Origin of the sequence: Mesorhizobium sp. AD1-1, assembly GCF_020164655.1 — a bacterium.
GTDB lineage: Bacteria > Pseudomonadota > Alphaproteobacteria > Rhizobiales > Rhizobiaceae > Mesorhizobium > Mesorhizobium ciceri.
Genome location: NZ_JAIUGP010000002.1, coordinates 59,842 through 78,931, shown reverse-complemented (window position 1 = coordinate 78,931; position 19,090 = coordinate 59,842). Strand labels below are relative to the sequence as shown.

Genomic DNA, 19,090 nt, shown 5'->3' with positions numbered 1-19,090 from the left:
TTCCCTCCGGACCAGTCCCCTCCCATGTCAGGCCTGCTTCTCGATCCGTGGTTCTATGCGGCCGCCATTCCGGCGGTCATTCTGGTCGGCCTGTCGAAGGGCGGCTTTGGCGGTGCCGTCGGTTTCGTCGGCGTGCCGCTGATGGCGCTGACCATGCCGCCGGTGCAGGCGGCGGCCATCCTGCTGCCGATCCTGTGCCTGATGGATATCGTCTCGGTGTGGACGTGGTGGGGCGTTTACGACCGCAAGATGCTGGTCGACATGATGCCGGGCGCCGTCATCGGCATCGGCCTTGGCTGGCTGACGGCGGCACTGGTGACCGAAGAGGCGGTGCGGCTGATCGTTGGCGCCGTCGCCATCATCTTCGTCCTGCGCTGGCTCTATCTGCAGTTCCGCCACGGCGCCGATCACGCGGCCGCGCCCAACCGCGTGGCCGCCGCCGTGTGGGGCACGGTCGCCGGCTTCACCAGCTTCGTTGCCCATGTCGGCGGTCCGCCCTTCCAGGTCTATGCCTTGCCGATCCGTCTCGATCCGAAAGTTCTGTCGGGCACCGCAGCGATCTTCTTTGCCGCCACCAACGCGCTGAAGCTGGTGCCCTATTTCGCGCTCGGCCAGTTCGACACCGCCAATCTGACGGCATCGGCGGTGCTGATGCCGCTGGCGCCGCTGTCGACCATCGCCGGAGCGTGGCTGGTGCGCCGCATGCGGCCGGAAACCTTCTATCCCTTTACCTACGCAACCGTCGCGGTCGTGGCGCTGAAGCTGCTGTGGGATGGCATTGTCGGCCTGATGTAGAAAGGACGCCGCGCAGCCGCCCCGTCATTAGGGGTCAGGCGGCGCTTGGCACCAGACGACGGTTGCCGCCAAAAGCCAGTGTCGCGCCGACCATAACGACCAGCACCATGCCGGCAAGGATGCCGATGTCATGCACGGTCGGTTTGAGCACCATGTCGGCAATGATCACCAGCATCACCGCATAGTCGAAACGTGCCGCGCTCATCATGCGCTGGCCGATGGCAAGAACCTCTGGCGTGACGCCCTCCTTGGCGATCATTGCGCCCATGCGCTCCCCGGTCGGCTTGAAGATGAACATGCCGATCGAAAAGGTCGTGGCGTATCCCGCCAGGCCGATGAGTACCCACAAATCGGAGAAGCCGACCCAGAACCAGCACATGATGAGGCCGAAGATCAGCGTCAGCATCGACATCGGCGCAAAGAACCTGCCGCCCAGCTGACCGCTGGCGCGCATTGCCTGCAGCTTTTCCTCGATGTTGCCCGCGCGCTCGGCAAGCATGCCCAGCAGGAACAGTACGAAGCCACCGCCGACCCACAGAATGGCGGTAGTGACGTGGAGGAATTTGACGATCGAGTACCAGTCCATGGGTTGCTCCTGCAGTGTCCGGTCAGGTTTGCGGCGGCGCCAATTTGCGCCGGCCGTCAGAGGAGCGGGCGTTTAGCGTGGCGCCTGTTTCGGAACGATGTCGCGAAAAATCCGGCTCTGTTTCAGCTTACGGCCAACGCGCGAGGTCGCAGATTGTGAACGCATTATCTGATTTTCTGCTAATGTACGAATCGTCGGGAGGGGGTTGGCGCGACATCGTCTGGATACGCTGCCGATATTAGTGCGCCAATGCCGGGAGCCCGATGGCGACAACAATCGCCTGACGATCAACCCATTCCCGCAAGCGGGAAAAGGCAATTCGGGGGACCATTATGCAAGGGATAGCACGGAATTTCTTCACGCTGGCCATCATCTATTCGCTGTGCGGCATGGCGCTCGGCCTGTACATGGCGATCAGCCAGGATCACGGCCAGATGCCGACCCACGCCCACACGATGGTGGCCGGATGGCTGATGTCGGCGGTCTTCGCCTTCTTCTACCATTTGTTTCCGGCAATCGGGCAGAAGACGCTCGCCACAGTTCATTTCTGGCTGACGGCGGTCAGCGGCATCGGCCTGCTGATCGGCCTCTATTTCCTGCTTGCCGGCAATGCCGCGATCGAACCGCTGGTGGCGGCCTCCTCGATGGGCTTCTACGCAGCCATGCTGCTGTTCGCCTTCATCGCCTTGCCGGCGGTCTGGAAGACCGCTTGAGCCGAGCCTAAGGGAAGGTGAGGCTGTGCCGGCGGTCTGGAAGACCGCTTGAGCCGAGCCTGACGCAGGAGATGCTGTGCTGTTACGGCACAGTATGGCGGCGTCGGTCAAAAAACATCCGCACCGTTAAGGCTTCATTAAGCTTTACAGGTGTTTACTATGTTCATCCAGTGATCTGGATTCTTACCGAGTGGTTGGAGCCACTTTGTTTGACGCCTCCCTGTTAAACTCCTGAGAGCCGCCTTATCCGCGGCTCTTTTTTTGTCTCGATTTCTCTTTTTTTGTCCGCACCCCAGCGGGGCCGCCCGACAGGGGTGCCGTTAACCTTCTGTTAAACATGTGCTTGCCTTCACCGGTGACGAAGCGCATTTTCAAGCTTCAGTCAGATAGGGTTCCGGGTGTATCGGCAGGGAGCCGAATCGGCCGGTTGCAAGTGCAGGGGCGTATCAATGAACGAGCCTTCGAAGGGCAGTGCGAAAACCGTCAAGCTGGCGGAACGCCGGGTTTTCTCGCAATCCTTCAAGCCGCTTTACCAGGAAGGCATGGGTCTGGTCGAACAGGCCGCCGAATATCTCGACGGCAAGGGCCGGGCCGAGGCGAAGAAGCTGTCGCGGCTGGCCGCCACGCTCTACGCGGCCGAATCGATGCGGCTGACCACCAGGCTGATGCAGGTTGCCTCCTGGCTGCTTTTGCAGCGCGCCGCCAATTCCGGCGAGATGACCCGTGACCAGGTGGCATCGGAAAAGTCCAAGGTGCGCCTCGACACCGCTTCCGCCCATGACGAAGCCGCCGGTTGGGCCGAACTGCCCGAGGATTTCCTCGACCTCGTCACCCGCTCGCTGCGCCTGCAAGCGTTGGTGCGCCGCATGGACGACGAGATCTATGGCTCCGGCGCCATGGTCGACATGCAACCGATGGCTCGCCGCCCCAACCCGGTTTCCGACCAGATCAGCCTGCTCAACACGGCTTTCGCTCGGGGTTAGACCGCGGTCCGCCTTCTGTTTCCGGTTTGTTCACATTTCGCTGGCATCGCTGTCCGCCGGAGGTAAACTCGGCAAATGGCGGAAGCGATTCGCATCATCGGTATCGATCCCGGGCTTCGGCGCACCGGCTGGGGCATCGTCGAAAGCCTCGGCAATTCGCTGCGCTTCATTGCTTCCGGCACTGTGAAATCAGACGATAAGGCCGCGCTGGCAACGCGGCTATGCCAGCTGCATGACGGGCTTGCCGAAGTCCTGCATGCCGCCATGCCGCACGAAGCGGCGGTCGAACAGACCTTCGTCAACAAGGACGCGGTGGCAACGCTGAAGCTCGGTCAGGCACGCGGCATCGCCATGCTGGTGCCGGCGCGTGCCGGCCTCGTCGTTGCCGAATATGCGCCTAACGCAGTCAAGAAAGCGGTGATCGGCGTCGGGCATGGCGACAAGAAGCAGATCCACATGATGGTGAAGGTGCTGTTGCCGAAAGCCGTCTTCGATACCGAACATGCCGCCGACGCGCTTGCCATCGCCATCTGCCACGTGCATCACCGGCAAAGCGTGGCTTACCGGATGGCGCTCGCTGGTTAGCGATGTTCTTGACTTGTTCGTCGGGTTGGAATAATCCTTACTTGTAAGAAAGGGGTGTTTCATGCGTGTGACGAGCAAAGGCCAAGTGACAATCCCACGGGATCTGCGGGAGACATTTGGGATTGGCGCCAACAGCGAAGTCATCTTCGGCATCGAGGGCGGCAAGATCACGATCACGCCGAAGCATGACAAGGGGCGGTTGGCCGACCGCGAAAGACTCGATCGTTTTCTTGCTGCGCTCGATCGGCTTGAGGGCAGCGGCGATCAGACAATGAATGCCGATGCCGTCATGGCTTTGACCCGGGATCGCTAATCTTGGCGACGCTTGTCGACACCAACGTGCTTGTCGATATCGCCGTTCGCGATCCCGTCTGGTCAAAGTGGTCGTGGTCCAAAATGGTGTCTGCCCTCGAGCAAGGCAGCCTGGTCATCAATCAGATTATCTACGCCGAGTTTTCGATGCGCTATGAGGCGATAGACGATGTCGATGATGCCTTGCCTGAAGACGAGTTCCGGCGCGAAAGTCTCCCGTTCGAGGCGGCCTTTGCTGCGTCGAGAGCGTTCTCGGTCTATCGGCGGTTGGGCGGACCTCGAGAGAAGGTGATGCCCGACTTCTTGATTGGGGCTCACGCTGCCATCCGAGGCTATCCCATTCTTACTCGCGATCCCGCAGGTTTCAGAAAGTACTTTCCAGATGTCGAGCTCATCACGCCCGATACTCATCCCTAACGGGGATTGCGTCCAATGATCGGCAAGCTCAAGGGCACGCTGGACGAGGTCGACGAGGATCATTGCCTCATCGATATCCATGGCGTCGGCTACGTCGCCTATTGTTCAGCGCGCACGCTGGCGGCGCTGCCTTCGCCCGGCGAGTTAGTAGTGCTGTTCATTGAGACCTATGTGCGCGAGGATATGCTGCGGCTGTACGGCTTCCAATCGCAGCTCGAGCGTGAGTGGTTCCGGCTGCTGATGAACAATGTTCCCGGCGTTGGCGCCAAGGTGGCGCTGGCCATCTTGTCGACGCTGGCGCCGGCAGATCTCGCCAATGCGATTGCGCTGCGCGACATCGCCATGGTTTCTCGCGCACCCGGCGTCGGCAAGAAGGTGGCCGAGCGCATCGTCACCGAACTGAAGAACAAGGCGCCGGCCTATGCCGGAACCGCTTCGGGCACCATCGGCCTGAAACAGGAGCTCGGCGACGGCGTGGCATCCGCGCCGATCACCGACGCGGTCTCGGCGCTGGTCAATCTCGGCTATTCGCGCGACACGGCCGCCAATGCGGTGGCGGCGGCGCTGAAGACGGCGGGCGAGGATGCCGATGCGCCGAAGCTGATTCGCTTTGGGCTGAAGGAACTTGCGCGGTGAGCCGCCGCTTGTTCAGCCCCTTGCCGTGTGCAAGGAAGGCGGCATGAGCCTGTCGCCCCGCTTGATTGCACCGGAAAAACGCGGCGAGGATGCCGAGCAGACCCTGCGGCCGCAGACGCTCGACGATTTCGTCGGCCAGGCGGCGGCGCGGGCCAATCTCAAAGTGTTCATCGAGGCCGCCAAGAGCCGCAGCGAGGCGCTCGACCATGTGCTGTTCGTCGGGCCGCCTGGTCTCGGCAAGACGACGCTGGCGCAGATCATGGCGCGCGAGCTCGGCGTCAATTTCCGCTCGACCTCGGGTCCGGTCATCGCCAAGGCCGGCGATCTTGCCGCGCTGCTGACCAATCTCGAGGAAGGCGACGTGCTGTTCATCGACGAGATCCATCGGCTGAGCCCGGCGGTGGAGGAGATCCTTTATCCGGCGATGGAGGATTTTCAGCTCGACCTGATCATCGGCGAAGGCCCGGCGGCGCGCTCGGTCAAGATCGACCTCGCCCGCTTCACCCTCGTCGCCGCCACCACGCGGCTTGGCCTGCTCACCAATCCGCTGCGCGACCGTTTCGGCATTCCGGTACGGCTCAATTTCTACACGGTCGAGGAGCTGGAGCAGATCGTGCGGCGTGGCGCGCGTATCCTGCAAATGCCGCTCGGCAACGACGGCGCGCTGGAGATCGCGCGGCGCGCGCGGGGCACGCCACGCATCGCCGGCCGGTTGTTGCGCCGTGTGCGCGATTTCGCCTCGGTGGCCGGCGATGGCCATGTCGACCGCAAGATCGCCGACGAAGCGTTGACCCGGCTGGAAGTCGACGCGCTCGGCCTCGACGCGCTCGACCGCCGGTACCTCAGCATGATCGCGCGCAATTTCGGCGGCGGGCCGGTCGGCATCGAGACGATCGCCGCCGGCCTGTCAGAGCCGCGCGACGCCATCGAGGACATCATCGAGCCTTATCTGATCCAGCAGGGTTTCATCCAGCGCACGCCGCGCGGCCGGATGCTGACGGCCAATGCCTGGCGCCATCTCGGCCTCGACGCGCCGAAGGATCTGGCGCAACAGCAGATCAACCTGTTCCAGGAAGAATAGCGCTCAGGGCGATCAGGCGCAGGTTCCGGGCCGACAAAGGATCTGTGAGCGGCCTGCGCAAAATATCCTCGGCTTCGTCGGTTTGCCGGCGCATTCGTCGGCTCTGGTGGCGGTGCCATCCCGGGGCAATCTCGCTCCGATGGTTTGCCGGAGCCACGCAATGATCACCAGACGCGGATTCCTGCGCTTCATCGGCGGGTCGGTTCTGTCGGTTGCCGCGTTCAGCGCCTATGCGGCCGGCATAGAGCCGATGCTGCTGACGCATGTGAAACGCTATGCGCTAACGCCGCCGCATTGGCCTGATGGCCTGAAGCTGCGCATCGTCGCGCTTGCCGATATCCATGCCTGCCGGCCATGGATGACGCCGGAGCGGATCGCCTCACTTGTCGAAGACGCGAATGCCCTGCAGCCGGACGTCATCGTCCTGCTCGGCGATTATATCGCCGGCATGCCGTTGGTGACCCGCCCGGTGACGCCGTCGCAATGGGCCTCCGCCCTCTCAAACCTCAGGGCACCGCTCGGCGTGCTCTCGATTCTCGGCAACCATGACTGGTGGGCAGATGGCTTCGCGCAGCGCGCCGGGGCCGGCCCGACCGTAGCGCGCAAGGCCCTGGAGAAAGTCGGCATTCCGGTGCTGGAGAACGATGTCGTGCGCCTGGAAAAGGATGGGCATGGTGTCTGGATTGCCGGGCTCGCCGACCAGCTCGCTCTGCTGCCGATCAGGGACCGCGCTGGCTTCACGGGGCTGGACGATCTCGACGGCACGCTGGCCAAGGTCAGCGACACCTCGCCCATCATCCTGCTTGCGCACGAGCCGGATATTTTTCCGAAAGTGCCGTGGCGCGTCTCGCTGACCCTGTCCGGCCACACCCATGGCGGACAAATTCGGCTGTTCGGCTATTCGCCGGTCGTGCCATCGCGTTTCGGCAACCGCTACGCCTATGGCCACGTCGTCGAGAAGGATCGCAATCTGATCGTCTCCGGCGGGCTCGGTTTCAGCATATTGCCGGTGCGTTTCGGGATGCGGCCGGAAATCCTGTCGATCGACCTTGGCTAAATCCAGATCGCCTCAGTGAAGCGATTTGATCGCGTCCATCACATCCGGCTCGGCCTTGTCGCCGTTGAAGGCATCGACGATGCCGAAGGCGCCGCCATAGCTCCACACCGACCATGAGAAGCCATGTGCTTCGGCACGCGCGATCATGTCCCTGATATAGGCGGCCCGATACCTAGCGGGCATCACATAGGAATTGCCGTATTCCTGGCGGATCATGCCGAACTCGCCCAGCGTGATGTTTCCAGGCTTGACGCCGTTGGCCCTCGCCCACGCCTCGACCTTTTCGAACGGCGCATCCATCAAGCCGAGCAGTCTGTCGGGGCTGTCCATGCTGGCAACTTGTTCATCGAGATAGGCAAGCAGGCCGCTTTGCCGTGTCCAAGGCGCCTCGGCCTTGATCCTGGCGCGGATGGTGTCGAGCGTCACGTCGAGCTGCGCCTTGGGCACCGCACTCAGCGGATAGGGCAGGCCGGTCACGTAAGGAATGAAGTCTCCGGCCCAGGTTGCGCCCTGATGGGTGAGCAGAAACGGATCGTAGGAATGGAAGGTCCAGATGACGTTGTCGTCCGGAATCGTCTTCGGGTCGATCTTTTCCAACGAACTCGCGGCGGAATAGCAGGCGCCGGTCAGCACCAGGGTCAGTTTCGTAGCCGAGGATCGCGCCGCCGCGAACAGTTTGCGCTGGCGGTCCGGCCACAGGCTCGTGCCGTCGCTGTCGCAGTCCACGATCGGTTCGTTCATGGGCTCGAAGGCGACCTGGGCGGGATCTTCGCTGGCCAGCGTGCGGGCCATCTTGCGGACCATCTCGACATAGGCGTCGAAGGTCCGTGGGTCGCCCATCACTTCAGCCATTCCGATCTTGCGGCTGCCGCCGGCCGGGATCAGGTGCATGTCGACGATCACCTTGAGCCCGGCGCGGTTGATTATGCGCACCGAGTCCAGCACGCTGGCATAGAGATCGTCACGCAAGGCCACGGTCTGGTCGGACAGAAAGGGCGATGGATCGACCGGCATGCGCAGGAAATCGAAGCCGGCATCCTTCAACGCCTTGAGGTCGTCCTCCCCAAGGAATTTCCGCCACTCCGGATAGGGCAGGATGGCCTTGGCGTCGCCCCACTGGTCCTCGCCGGGCCAGGTGACCCACTGGTCGAGATTGAGGCCGCGCTTCATCGAGAATGTCGCGGTCTGGCCAGGCAGCGCCAAAGCCACCAACACGAACAGCGCCGCCATCAAAGTCTTGATCATCGCCGTCAACAGTGCCATCCGATGCTGTGTCACGCGGGAAACAGGTGCCTCGTCGGGGCTGAAAAAGGAAGCGCAATGGGCGATCATGGTGAATCGGCGACGCTGCTGGCCGGGCTTTCCGGTGCGCTGACGGCGTTCGGCCACCGGCTGATGGCGCGGGTCTATTATGCCGACACCGATTTCTCCGGCGTCGTCTATCATGCTCGCTATCTCGAATTCTTCGAACGCGGCCGCTCCGACTATCTCAGGCTGACCGGCGTGCACCACACAGAGCTTGCCGACGGCAAGCATGGCGAAAGAATAGTCTGGGTGGTGCGCCGCATGGAGATCGACTTTCGCGGCCCGGCCCGCATCGACGACATCCTGACCGTCGACACCCGCACCGAGGAGATTTCCGGCGCGCGCATCTTCATGGCGCAACAGCTCAAGCGCGGCGACGAGGTGCTGGTCGAGGCCAAGGTCGAGGCGGCGATCATCGGCGAGAATGGCCGCCCAAGGCGCTTTCCCAAGGAATGGGTGGCGGCATTCATGCCCCGGATGGGATGATATTCAGGTGATGCCGGCCTGCAAACGGTGATTCCCTGCGCTTCCGGTGCTCGGGTGCTTCAAGTACCCTCCGCTCCGGTTCTCGGAAACCGCCGCTTTCGGCTCGGCCTGACCTGAATCTCAACCCATCCTGACTTCGCGCTTGGATGATGGCGTTACAACTGTGCGGGCGTGGCAATGCGCCGCGCCTTATATACTAACCCATCCTTAACCATAACGGTTCATGAAGAGATTGGTGAAGATTGGCGTTATCGAACGCCTTCCTTTCACCAATATTTGCCCTGAAAAGGCCGACAACGGCACAGTTTGGGGTTGTTCCGGTAGCTTCGTGCGAACCGACCACAAGGGATGCCAGGGGCCAGCCGCCAGCTTCGCCCGGAAAATCTTAAGGACGTAACGATGGAAAATATCGCACTCGCCGATCCGGGCGCGCAATTGTCGGTTTGGTCGCTGTTCGTTTCGGCCAGCTGGGTGGTCAAGCTGGTCATGATCGGCCTGCTCTGCGCCTCGGTCTGGACCTGGGCGATCATCGTCGACAAGCTGGTTTCCTATGCCCGCATGCGGCTGGCGCTCAACCGGTTCGAGCAGGTGTTCTGGTCGGGGCAGTCGCTGGAGGAGCTTTACCGCACGCTCGCCGATCGCAAGACCACCGGCATGGGCGCCATTTTCGTGGCGGCCATGCGCGAGTGGAAGAAGAGTTTCGAGAAGGGCGCCAAGTCGCCGCTCGGCCTGCAAACCCGCATCGACAAGGCGATGGACCTGGCGCTGACCCGCGAGATGGAAAAGCTGGAAGGCCGCCTCGGCTTCCTTGCCACCACCGGCTCGGCGGCACCCTTCATCGGCCTGTTCGGCACCGTCATCGGCATCATGACGTCGTTTCAGGCGATCGCCGGCTCCAAGAATACCAGTCTCGCCGTGGTTGCGCCGGGCATCGCCGAAGCGCTGCTGGCGACGGCCATCGGCCTGCTCGCCGCCATTCCCGCCGTCATCGCCTACAACAAGCTGTCGTCCGATGCGAGCAAGATAGCCGTGCGCATGGAAGGGTTCTCCGACGAGTTCTCCGCCATACTCTCGCGCCAAATCGATGAAAAAGTGGCCCCCAAGGCCTGAGGAGTAGCAGATGGGTATGTCCATGGGCATGGCAGGACGCGGCGGGCGCGGCCACAGGCGGCGCGGCCGTCACCATGCACTGATGTCCGAGATCAACGTCACGCCGATGGTCGACGTGATGCTGGTGCTGCTGATCATCTTCATGGTCGCGGCGCCAATGCTGACGGTCGGCGTGCCGATCGACCTGCCGGATACGCAGGCTAAGGCGATGAATGCCGACACGCAGCCGATCACCGTCTCGATCAACGCCGCCGGCCAGATTTACCTGCAGGAAACCGAAATCCCGATCGAGGAACTGGTAGCCAAGCTGCAGGCAATTTCCAAGACCGGCTATGAGGAGCGCATCTTCATCCGCGGCGACAAGTCCACCGACTATGGTACGGCGATGAAGGTGATGGCCCGCATTTCGGCCGCCGGCTACAAGAACATCGGCCTGGTTTCACTGCAGGAACAGGACCAGTAGACGCGCGATGAAGACCGGCCTCACCACATCGGTGATCTTGCATACGGCGGCGCTGACCTTCGGCCTGTTCACGCTGACGGCGCCGGCGGCACTTCCGTCGTCCGACGTCGAGTCGGTCGCGGTCGATATCGTGCCGATGGAAGCCATTGCGCAGACGTTGCAGGGCGACAAAAAGGCCGTGATGCATGAAAAGCCGGCCCCTGTGCCGACGCAGCGCCCGGACATTGTGCCGGATGCGCAGAAGGTCGGTGAGAACAGTGTCGATACCGACAAGCCGATAACGCCGGAAGCCAAGCCCAAGCCCGTCGACATGACCTCGGCTCCGCCGCCCGCACCGACCCCGATCGAAAAGCCGAAGCCTGAGGACGTGCCGAAGCCGCAGGAGAAGCCCAAGCCTACCCCGGCAACGGAAGTGGCGCCGGCGCCGACGCCCAAGGAAGAGGTCAAGCCCGAGCCGGTCAAGCAGGCCGATCCCAAGCCGACACCGGCCAAGCCGGCGCCGACCCCGCCGCCGCAGGACAAGACCGCTGCCATCGATCCGACGCCCGAGGTCAAGCCCGACGCCGTCGCTGAAGCCATAGCGCAGGAGCCGCCCGCCGAGGCGACGCAGCTGCCGGATTCCGCTCCCGCGCCGGAAGCGCGGCCGAAGCCGCAGCCGGCGCAGGCCGAAAGCGCCAAGGCGCCGGAGCGCAAGGACGCCGACAAGCCGGTCAAGGAAGCGTCGTCGAAGCCGAAATCCGATGACAAGCAATTCAACGCCGACGAGATCTCCGCGCTCCTCGACAAGCAGAAACCATCCGGCGGCGGCGCCAAGCGCTCGACCCAGCAGGCGTCGCTCGGCGGCGACAAGGACCAAGGTCAGAAGCTCTCCAGGTCCGAAATGGGTGCCCTGGAAAGCCAGCTCGGCGGCTGCTGGACCCTTCCTGTCGGCCTTGAAGGTTCCGAGAACTTCCTCGTCGTGGTGCGGTTCAACCTGGATGCATCCGGTAAGCTGGACGGGCGCCCGGCGGTCGAAAAGTCGAGCGGAAATCGCCAGTTCGACGAAAGTGCCGTTCGTGCGGTGCAAAAATGCGATGTCACCGGCCTGCAAGTTCCCGCCGGCAAGCAGGACATCTGGGCCGACGTCCGCGTCACCTTCGATCCAAGGGAGATGCTCGGCCTCTAAGGCCCTGTCATCCGAAAATCAGTACGAGAAGCGAGAAGACATGAAATCAATCCTCAAGCCGCTCCTGATGGTCGCAGCAATGGCGATGGGCATGACCGCGGCAGGCACGTTGCCGGCGCTGGCGCTCGTCGAGCTCAACGTCAACAAGGGCAACGTCGAGCCGCTGCCGATCGCCATCACGGATTTCCAGGGCGGCGACGCGCTTGGGGCGCAGATTTCGCAGATCGTCACCGCCGATTTGAAGCGTTCGGGTCTGTTCGCTCCGATCGACAAGAGCGCCTTTATCGAGAAAATCACCAACCCCGATGCAGCACCGCGCTTCGACGACTGGAAGGTGATCAACGCTCAGGCGCTGGTCACGGGCAGCGTCAGCAAGGAAGCCGACGGCCGCATCCGCGCCCAGTACCGGTTGTGGGATACCTTTGCCGGCCAGCAGATGGCTGGCGAGCAGTTCTTCGCCAACGATGCCAATCAGCGGCGTGTCGCCCATATCATCGCCGACGCCATCTATGAGCGGCTGACCGGCGAAAAAGGCTATTTCGACACCCGCGTCGTCTTCATCGACGAATCCGGCGCCAAGAATGCGCGCAAGAAGCGCCTCGCGATCATGGACCAGGACGGCGCCAACGTCCGCTATCTTTCGGACGGCAGGTCGATCGTGCTGACGCCGCGTTTCTCGCCGAACCGGCAGGAAATCACCTACATGTCCTATGAAAGCGGTCAGCCGCGGGTGTACCTGCTGCAGATCGAGACCGGCCAACGCGAACTGGTCGGCAATTTCCCAGGCATGACCTTTGCGCCGCGCTTTTCGCCCGATGGCCAGAAGGTGATCATGAGCCTGCTGCGCGACGACGGCAATTCCAACATCTTCGCCATGGACCTGCGCAGCCGCTCGACGACGCGGCTGACCAACTCGACCGCCATCGACACCTCGCCGTCCTATTCGCCCGACGGCAGCAAGGTGGTGTTCACCTCCGACCGTGGCGGCCGCGCACAGATCTACGTGATGGGCGCCGACGGTTCGGGCCAGACCCGTATCTCCTTCGGCGACGGCGTCTATTCGACACCGGTATGGTCGCCGCGCGGCGACCTGATTGCCTTCACCAAGCAGACCGGCGGCGAATTCCAGATCGGGGTCATGAAGACCGATGGATCGGGTGAGCGCATCCTCTCCTCCGGCTTCCAGCAGGAGGGACCGACCTGGGCGCCGAATGGCCGCGTGCTGATGTTCTTCCGCGATTCCGCCGGTGGCCCCAAACTGGTTTCGGTCGATCTGACCGGACGCAACGAGCAATCGATCCCGACGGCGAACTTCGCTTCGGACCCTGCCTGGTCGCCGCTGCTGGAGTAAGAGACGAACTGAGGAACTGGGGAATTGAAGAACTGAAGAATGGAGAAGGCGGGCGGCCACATCAAGCGTGCGAAGGATCTAGAGGTTTATAAGCGCGCTTATGTGGTCTCTCTTGACGTGCATAAAGCTACGCTCGCCTTCCCGAAAATGGAGCAATACGCACTGGCTGATCAGTTGCGTCGCTCCAGCAAGGGAATCTGCGCCAATTTGGCTGAGGGATTTGCCAAGCAGACTCACTCCAAACCCGAATTCGCGCGGTTCATTTCGATGGCAATGGGTCATGCAGCGAAGTGGAGACGTGGATTTCCTAAGCGTTCGACCTTGGATACATCAGCCAGGCACAACACGACGATTGGCTGCGATCCTATGCCCATATCTACGGCATGCTGATCAATCTGAGAGAAAAGCTGAAGTGAATTCTCTCTTCAGTTCCTCAATTCCCCAACTCTTCAATTCCTCTTTTCCATCTCTTTGTCGCGTTTTGGCCGTATTTCCGCCTAGGGTCCGCGCCAACTGTGGCTCATGGCCAATGGCTGCGGACGGGCAGCTTAAACCAAAATTTAACCGTGTTTCTTGAATGCCGGTTAACCCAAACGTGGTTACTGGGTGATCAACGAAATCACTCAAATTAGACCACTCGAATTACGAAGGAGAGGCGGCATGGGCCGTATTGCAGCACTTACCAGAAACCCGGTCATGATCGCGCTGGTGGCGATGCTCGCCATCGCCGGTTGCGCCTCGAAAAAGACGCCGAACAACGCGGCCGATCTTGGCCTTAACGGCGCCGGCGCCGCAACACCCGGATCGGCGCAGGACTTCACCGTCAACATTGGCGACCGCATCTTCTTCGATACGGACTCGACCTCGATCCGTGCCGACGCGCAGACGACGCTCTCGCGCCAGGCACAGTGGCTGAACCAGTACAAGCAGTATGCCATCGTCGTCGAAGGCCATGCCGACGAACGCGGAACGCGCGAATACAATCTGGCGCTCGGCGCCCGCCGCGCAGCCGCTACCCGTGACTTCCTTGTCGCCAAGGGCGTCTCGGCCAGCCGTCTCAAGACCATTTCCTACGGCAAGGAACGTCCGGTCGCGGTTTGCGACGACATCTCTTGCTGGTCGCAGAATCGCCGCGCGGTCACTACGCTTAGCGGCGCTGGCTCCTGAGGCATCATGGACCGGCGCGTCAAAGGACGCGTGGCCGTCTAGCGGTAAAAATGCAACATACTTGTGCGAAAGGCGGCCTTGGGGCCGCCTTTTTCATATCCGGATGCCCGAAACAAAATTTGGCCGAAGTCTCGGCTCCTGCTATGAGCCGAGGGCGCTTGGCTGGTCCCATTCTGATTGGAAGGCGCGAACAAGCTAACGAAATCACTGCGAGAGGCACATGCATTTGAGATCGGTTCTGAGCGGCACGCTTGCGCTGCTGCTCCTATCAGGCGTCACCGCCCTGGCTAGCGGCACCGGGGCGAGCGGCACAGGGCAATCAACCGACAGCGGCTTTACCTTCCATCTTCCCAGTATCGAATTGCCCGGCTTTTTTGGTCAAAAGAAGAAACCGGACCAGGTTCAGCTGGTGCAGTCCGATCCTACCGCTGTCACCAGCCTGGAAGAGCAGCTGCGGCAGATGAACGGCAAGATCGAGGAACTCAATTTCCAGGTCCTGCAAATGCAGGAGCAGATCCGCAAGCAGCAGGAAGATAATGAATTCCGCTTCCAGCAGCTGGAAGGTGGCGGCACGCAAGGCGGACAGCCGCCGGCGCAGAAGAAATCGGACGCCACCACCGGCACCGACAACAACGTGGCGGCGGCCCCGGCAACACGGGCGCCGGCCGATGCCGGCGCCGAGCCCGCCAACGATCAATCGGCAGTCGGCAAGACGGTCGAGGACGTCATCGTCGAATCTCCGGATGGCGACCCCGGCAAGGTTATTCCCGGTACGGGAGCGCCGGAAAAGACCTTCGGCAGCATCACCGTCGACAAGAACGGCAATGTCATCGATGCCGGCGGCAACACACAATCGACCGCGCCGGCGCAGGATACCGCGCCAGTCGCCGGGGCGGCGCCCAAGGCCGGCAAATCCGATACGGTGGTCGCGGCGTTGCCCGCCACCAACAATCCGGAAGAGCTCTACCGCAACTCATACCAGTTCATCCTCTCGGGCGACTACGGCACCGCCGAGCAGGGTTTTCGCGACCACATCGCCCGCTTCCCCAAGGATGCGAAGGCCGCGGACGCGCATTACTGGCTGGGCGAGTCATTGCTCGGCCAGCAGAAATACCGCGATGCGGCCGAGACGTTCCTTGCCGCCAGCAAGGACTACCCCAAGGCCAAGAAAGCTCCCGATATGTTGCTGAAGCTCGGCGTGTCGCTGGTCGGCCTCAAGCAGCATGACGTTGCCTGCGCCACTTTCAGCGAGGTCGGCAAGCGCTACCCCGATATTTCCAGCGCGCTCAAGGAACGCGTCAAGCAGGAGAAGGCTCTGGCTGCCTGCTGATCCTTGTCATACATGTCGTTGTCCTGAAACCGGGATCACTTTTGGGCGACATGCATCATGCTCGACACCGAGCCGGACCTCTCGACTAACCCTTTTTCGCATATCGATTTTACCAGCGGCGCTGTTGCGGCCGTGTCCGGCGGCAGCGACTCGACCGCCCTGCTCCTTCTTCTCAAACACCATCTCGAACGTAGGGCGCCGGCAACCAGGCTGCTGGCGGTGACGATCGACCACGGTTTGCGGTCCGGTTCGGCTGCGGAAGCGCAAACAGTGGCGAAGCTGTGCGCCAGGCTCGGAATTTCACACCGCATCCTGACATGGTCGGGTCCAAAGCCATCGACCGGTCTGCCCGCCGCCGCTCGCGAGGCGCGCTACCGGCTGCTAGCCGAGGCGGCACAAGCGGAAGGCATCGGCATGATCCTCACCGGCCATACCGCCGACGACCAGGCGGAAACGGTGCTGATGCGGCACGCGCGGGACGAGGGCCAAGGCCATGCCGGCATGGCCGGCCGGGGACTTGCCGGCATGGCGCCGGCCACCCTCTATGACTGGCGCATTTGGATCGTGCGGCCGCTCCTCGGCGTGCGGCGCGCGGCATTGCGCGACGTCCTGCGCCGTCAAAATGTCGGCTGGGCTGACGATCCGACCAATGACGACGCGGCTTTCGAGCGGCCGCGTGTGCGGGCCGCACTTGCCGGCGAGAGTGTCGAGCATGTGAAGGGCATGTTGATGCTCGCGGGCCAGGCCGCCCTCGAGCGCAGGCAGCTTGGCGCCAGCGCAGCCGGTTTGATCGATGGCTTCGCCAGCCAGCCAGCCATCGGCCTCATCCGCCTCGACCCGTGCCTGCTCTCCTCCGGTGACGAGCAGGCGGCCGTCTATGCGTTGCGCATCCTTCTGGCCACGACCGGCGGGATTGCCTTCCTGCCGGATCAGGCCCGCAGCGAGGCTCTGTTCGGTCGGCTGAGGGCTGGATTTCTTTGCGCCACATTGTCGCGGACGGTTGTCGATTCCCGGCGCTCCGGCATATTCCTGCGCCGCGAGGCGCGCGGACTGCCCGCCGCCGCTGCCGCCACCGGCAGCACCCTGTGGGACGGCCGCCGGCACATCACATTGAACGACAGCAGCAGCGCATTGTTGATTGCCCCGTTAGGCACGGCAGCGGCGAAACGGCTCGCGACGGGTGAAGGAAAAACCCCGTCGAGCCTGATGCGCGCCGCGCTCGCGGCCGAACCGGCGGTGTGGCAGGCCGGTGAATGCCTTGGTTTGCCTGGATATGGACTGAAGTCCGCGACGGTGGAAGTGCGGCCGGTCGTTGCCCCCTTCGGCCGCTTCCTGCCATCCTTCGACCTAGCGCTGGCGCGGGCCGTCGCCGGGCTGATTGGCGCGGCCCCGGTCCCGCCCTTGCCTTTCAGCGGCCACAGTGCCGGCTGAGGGTTGCGCGAAAGCTTAACCCAGACGTGCTGTTCTGCTTGGCAAGGGGGGACGCTCTCCCTATGTTAGGCGCAAGTTTCCTCTCATGACGCGTGTCCGCCTCGCGGACGCCAACGGGACAATTGATGAATCCGAACTATCGCAACCTCGCGCTCTGGGCGATCATAGCGGTCCTGCTCATAGCCCTGTTCAATTTGTTCCAGACGCCGCAGACGCGAGGGGCTTCCAGCGATGTGCCTTATTCGCAGTTCCTGCAGGATGTCGCGGCGGGGCGGGTCAAGACGGTGACCATTGCTGGCGCTCGTATCAGCGGCACCTACACCGACAATTCCAGCGGTTTCCAGACCTATTCGCCCGGCGATCCTTCGCTGGTCTCGCGGCTGCAGGACAAGAACGTCACCATCAATGCACGGCCTGAAACGGACGGTTCCAATTCGCTGTTCGGCTATTTGATCTCCTGGCTGCCGATGATCCTCATCCTCGGCGTCTGGATATTCTTCATGCGCCAGATGCAGTCCGGCTCCGGCCGCGCGATGGGCTTCGGCAAATCGAAGGCCAAGCTGCTCACCGAAGCGCATGGCCGCGTCACTTTCCAGGACGTTGCCGGCGTCGACGAAGCCAAGGAAGATCTGGAAGAGATCGTCGAGTTCCTGCGCGATCCGCAGAAGTTCCAGCGGCTCGGCGGCAAGATTCCGCGCGGCGTGCTGCTCGTCGGCCCTCCGGGAACCGGCAAGACGCTGCTCGCGCGCTCGGTTGCCGGCGAAGCCAATGTGCCGTTCTTCACCATTTCCGGTTCTGACTTCGTCGAGATGTTCGTCGGCGTCGGTGCAAGCCGCGTCCGCGACATGTTCGACCAGGCCAAGAAGAACGCGCCCTGCATCATCTTCATTGACGAAATCGACGCAGTCGGCCGTCATCGCGGCGCCGGCCTCGGCGGCGGCAATGACGAACGCGAGCAGACGCTGAACCAGCTGCTGGTCGAGATGGACGGTTTCGAATCCAACGAAAGCATCATCCTGATCGCTGCCACCAACCGGCCCGACGTGCTCGATCCGGCACTGCTCAGGCCAGGCCGCTTCGACCGCCAGGTCGTGGTGCCGAACCCTGACATCGTCGGCCGCGAGAAGATCCTCAAGGTGCATGTGCGCAACGTGCCGCTGGCGCCCAACGTCGACCTCAAGGTGATCGCGCGCGGCACGCCTGGCTTCTCCGGCGCCGACCTGATGAACCTCGTCAACGAATCCGCGCTGATGGCGGCACGACGCAACAAGCGCCTCGTCACCATGGCTGAATTCGAGGACGCTAAGGACAAGATCATGATGGGCGCCGAGCGCCGCTCGTCGGCCATGACGCAGGCCGAGAAGGAACTGACCGCCTACCATGAGGCCGGCCACGCCATCCTCGCGCTCAACGTGCCGTCGGCCGATCCGCTGCACAAGGCCACCATCATCCCGCGCGGCCGTGCACTCGGCATGGTCATGCAGTTGCCCGAAGGCGACCGCTATTCGATGAGCTACAAATACATGATCTCGCGGCTCGCCATCATGATGGGCGGCCGTGTCGCCGAGGAGTTCAAGTTCGGCAAGGAGAACATCACCTCCGGAGCTTCTTCGGATATCGAGCAGGCGACCAAGCTGGCGCGTGCCATGGTCACGCGCTGGGGCTTTTCCGACAAGCTCGGCCATGTCGCCTATGGCGACAACCAGGAAGAAGTGTTCCTTGGCCATTCGGTGGCACGCACGCAGAACGTCTCGGAAGAAACGGCGCAGATCATCGACGCCGAAGTGCGCCGCCTGATCGATGAGGCCTATTCGTCGGCGAAGTCCATCCTGACCAAGAAGAAGAAGGAATGGATCGCGCTGGCTCAGGGCCTGCTGGAATACGAGACGCTGTCCGGCGAGGAGATCAAGCAGTTGATCGCCGGCCACAAGCCCGCACGCGACCTCGGCGACGATACGCCGCCAAGTCGTGGCTCGGCCGTGCCGAAGTCCGGCGGCCGCCGCAAGAAGGGTCCTGAGCCCGAAGGCGGTATGGAACCACAGCCGTCGAGCTGAGTTCGGCCACCGATTTCATCGAACGCCGCGGCTTGCTCCGCGGCGTTTTTTGTTTTTGGCGTT

Annotated in this window: 21 protein-coding genes; 19 read left to right on the top strand and 2 right to left on the bottom strand. The window is 62.6% G+C overall.

What is annotated here, in order from left to right; all coding sequences use genetic code 11:
• The first annotated feature begins 24 nt into the window (after window positions 1-24).
• Window positions 25-795: a sulfite exporter TauE/SafE family protein gene (locus LB519_RS03860; protein WP_013529133.1), complete on the top strand. Its 771-nt coding sequence runs from the start codon at window positions 25-27 to the stop codon at window positions 793-795.
• Between the two features lie 34 nt (window positions 796-829).
• Here the strand turns inward: LB519_RS03860 and LB519_RS03855 are convergent, their stop codons facing one another.
• Window positions 830-1,381: a DUF2269 family protein gene (locus LB519_RS03855; protein ID WP_063173250.1), complete on the bottom strand. Its 552-nt coding sequence runs from the start codon at window positions 1,379-1,381 to the stop codon at window positions 830-832.
• A 332-nt stretch (window positions 1,382-1,713) separates the two neighbouring features.
• On the opposite strand from LB519_RS03855, the gene LB519_RS03850 reads away from it, so the two are divergent.
• The 8 genes from LB519_RS03850 to LB519_RS03815 all read left to right on the top strand — a co-directional run bounded on the left by LB519_RS03850 (window position 1,714) and on the right by LB519_RS03815 (window position 7,165).
• Complete coding sequence (locus LB519_RS03850) at window positions 1,714-2,094, top strand: hypothetical protein (RefSeq protein WP_013529135.1); 381 nt, start codon at window positions 1,714-1,716, stop codon at window positions 2,092-2,094.
• 449 nt (window positions 2,095-2,543) lie between these two features.
• On the top strand, window positions 2,544-3,077 hold the full coding sequence (locus LB519_RS03845) for a DUF1465 family protein (RefSeq protein ID WP_013529136.1): 534 nt from the start codon (window positions 2,544-2,546) through the stop codon (window positions 3,075-3,077).
• Between the two features lie 75 nt (window positions 3,078-3,152).
• Window positions 3,153-3,662 (top strand): crossover junction endodeoxyribonuclease RuvC, encoded by a 510-nt coding sequence (gene ruvC, locus LB519_RS03840; RefSeq protein ID WP_127366284.1) that lies wholly within the window; start codon window positions 3,153-3,155, stop codon window positions 3,660-3,662.
• Between the two features lie 61 nt (window positions 3,663-3,723).
• Window positions 3,724-3,975: an AbrB/MazE/SpoVT family DNA-binding domain-containing protein gene (locus LB519_RS03835; protein WP_013529138.1), complete on the top strand. Its 252-nt coding sequence runs from the start codon at window positions 3,724-3,726 to the stop codon at window positions 3,973-3,975.
• A gap of 2 nt (window positions 3,976-3,977) precedes the next feature.
• Window positions 3,978-4,391 carry a type II toxin-antitoxin system VapC family toxin gene (locus LB519_RS03830; RefSeq protein WP_013529139.1) on the top strand — a complete coding sequence of 138 codons (414 nt, stop codon included), beginning with the start codon at window positions 3,978-3,980 and terminating at the stop codon, window positions 4,389-4,391.
• A gap of 15 nt (window positions 4,392-4,406) precedes the next feature.
• A complete protein-coding gene (ruvA, locus tag LB519_RS03825) occupies window positions 4,407-5,027 on the top strand; it encodes a Holliday junction branch migration protein RuvA (protein ID WP_127366285.1) in 621 nt (206 codons plus the stop codon).
• 43 nt (window positions 5,028-5,070) lie between these two features.
• Window positions 5,071-6,108: a Holliday junction branch migration DNA helicase RuvB gene (gene ruvB / locus LB519_RS03820; RefSeq protein WP_013529141.1), complete on the top strand. Its 1,038-nt coding sequence runs from the start codon at window positions 5,071-5,073 to the stop codon at window positions 6,106-6,108.
• Window positions 6,109-6,268: 160 nt separating this feature from the next.
• A complete protein-coding gene (locus tag LB519_RS03815; protein WP_127366286.1) occupies window positions 6,269-7,165 on the top strand; it encodes a metallophosphoesterase in 897 nt (298 codons plus the stop codon).
• Window positions 7,166-7,177: 12 nt separating this feature from the next.
• Here LB519_RS03815 and LB519_RS03810 read toward each other — a convergent pair whose 3' ends face one another.
• Window positions 7,178-8,428, bottom strand: coding sequence for a glycoside hydrolase family 5 protein (locus tag LB519_RS03810; protein WP_224618755.1), 1,251 nt, complete (start codon window positions 8,426-8,428; stop codon window positions 7,178-7,180).
• Window positions 8,429-8,485: 57 nt separating this feature from the next.
• On the opposite strand from LB519_RS03810, the gene ybgC reads away from it, so the two are divergent.
• The 10 genes from ybgC (at window position 8,486) to ftsH (ending at window position 19,027) form a co-directional block, all read left to right on the top strand.
• Window positions 8,486-8,956 carry a tol-pal system-associated acyl-CoA thioesterase gene (gene ybgC / locus LB519_RS03805; RefSeq protein WP_013529144.1) on the top strand — a complete coding sequence of 157 codons (471 nt, stop codon included), beginning with the start codon at window positions 8,486-8,488 and terminating at the stop codon, window positions 8,954-8,956.
• A gap of 399 nt (window positions 8,957-9,355) precedes the next feature.
• A complete protein-coding gene (gene tolQ, locus LB519_RS03800; RefSeq protein ID WP_013529145.1) occupies window positions 9,356-10,066 on the top strand; it encodes a protein TolQ in 711 nt (236 codons plus the stop codon).
• Window positions 10,067-10,076: 10 nt separating this feature from the next.
• On the top strand, window positions 10,077-10,529 hold the full coding sequence (gene tolR, locus LB519_RS03795) for a protein TolR (RefSeq protein WP_013529146.1): 453 nt from the start codon (window positions 10,077-10,079) through the stop codon (window positions 10,527-10,529).
• Window positions 10,530-10,536: 7 nt separating this feature from the next.
• Complete coding sequence (locus LB519_RS03790) at window positions 10,537-11,694, top strand: TonB family protein (protein WP_013529147.1); 1,158 nt, start codon at window positions 10,537-10,539, stop codon at window positions 11,692-11,694.
• Between the two features lie 40 nt (window positions 11,695-11,734).
• Entirely contained in the window at window positions 11,735-13,045 is a 1,311-nt protein-coding gene (gene tolB / locus LB519_RS03785; protein WP_013529148.1) for a Tol-Pal system beta propeller repeat protein TolB, read from the top strand.
• Window positions 13,046-13,084: 39 nt separating this feature from the next.
• A complete protein-coding gene (locus LB519_RS03780; protein WP_224618753.1) occupies window positions 13,085-13,435 on the top strand; it encodes a four helix bundle protein in 351 nt (116 codons plus the stop codon).
• A gap of 270 nt (window positions 13,436-13,705) precedes the next feature.
• Window positions 13,706-14,212 (top strand): peptidoglycan-associated lipoprotein Pal, encoded by a 507-nt coding sequence (gene pal, locus LB519_RS03775; RefSeq protein ID WP_013529149.1) that lies wholly within the window; start codon window positions 13,706-13,708, stop codon window positions 14,210-14,212.
• Window positions 14,213-14,432: 220 nt separating this feature from the next.
• On the top strand, window positions 14,433-15,542 hold the full coding sequence (ybgF, locus tag LB519_RS03770) for a tol-pal system protein YbgF (protein ID WP_027162518.1): 1,110 nt from the start codon (window positions 14,433-14,435) through the stop codon (window positions 15,540-15,542).
• A gap of 57 nt (window positions 15,543-15,599) precedes the next feature.
• Complete coding sequence (tilS, locus tag LB519_RS03765) at window positions 15,600-16,973, top strand: tRNA lysidine(34) synthetase TilS (protein WP_063169198.1); 1,374 nt, start codon at window positions 15,600-15,602, stop codon at window positions 16,971-16,973.
• 125 nt (window positions 16,974-17,098) lie between these two features.
• The gene (gene ftsH, locus LB519_RS03760; protein WP_013529152.1) at window positions 17,099-19,027 is read left to right on the top strand and encodes an ATP-dependent zinc metalloprotease FtsH; all 1,929 of its coding nucleotides are present in this window, start codon (window positions 17,099-17,101) and stop codon (window positions 19,025-19,027) included.
• Window positions 19,028-19,090: the final 63 nt, after the last annotated feature.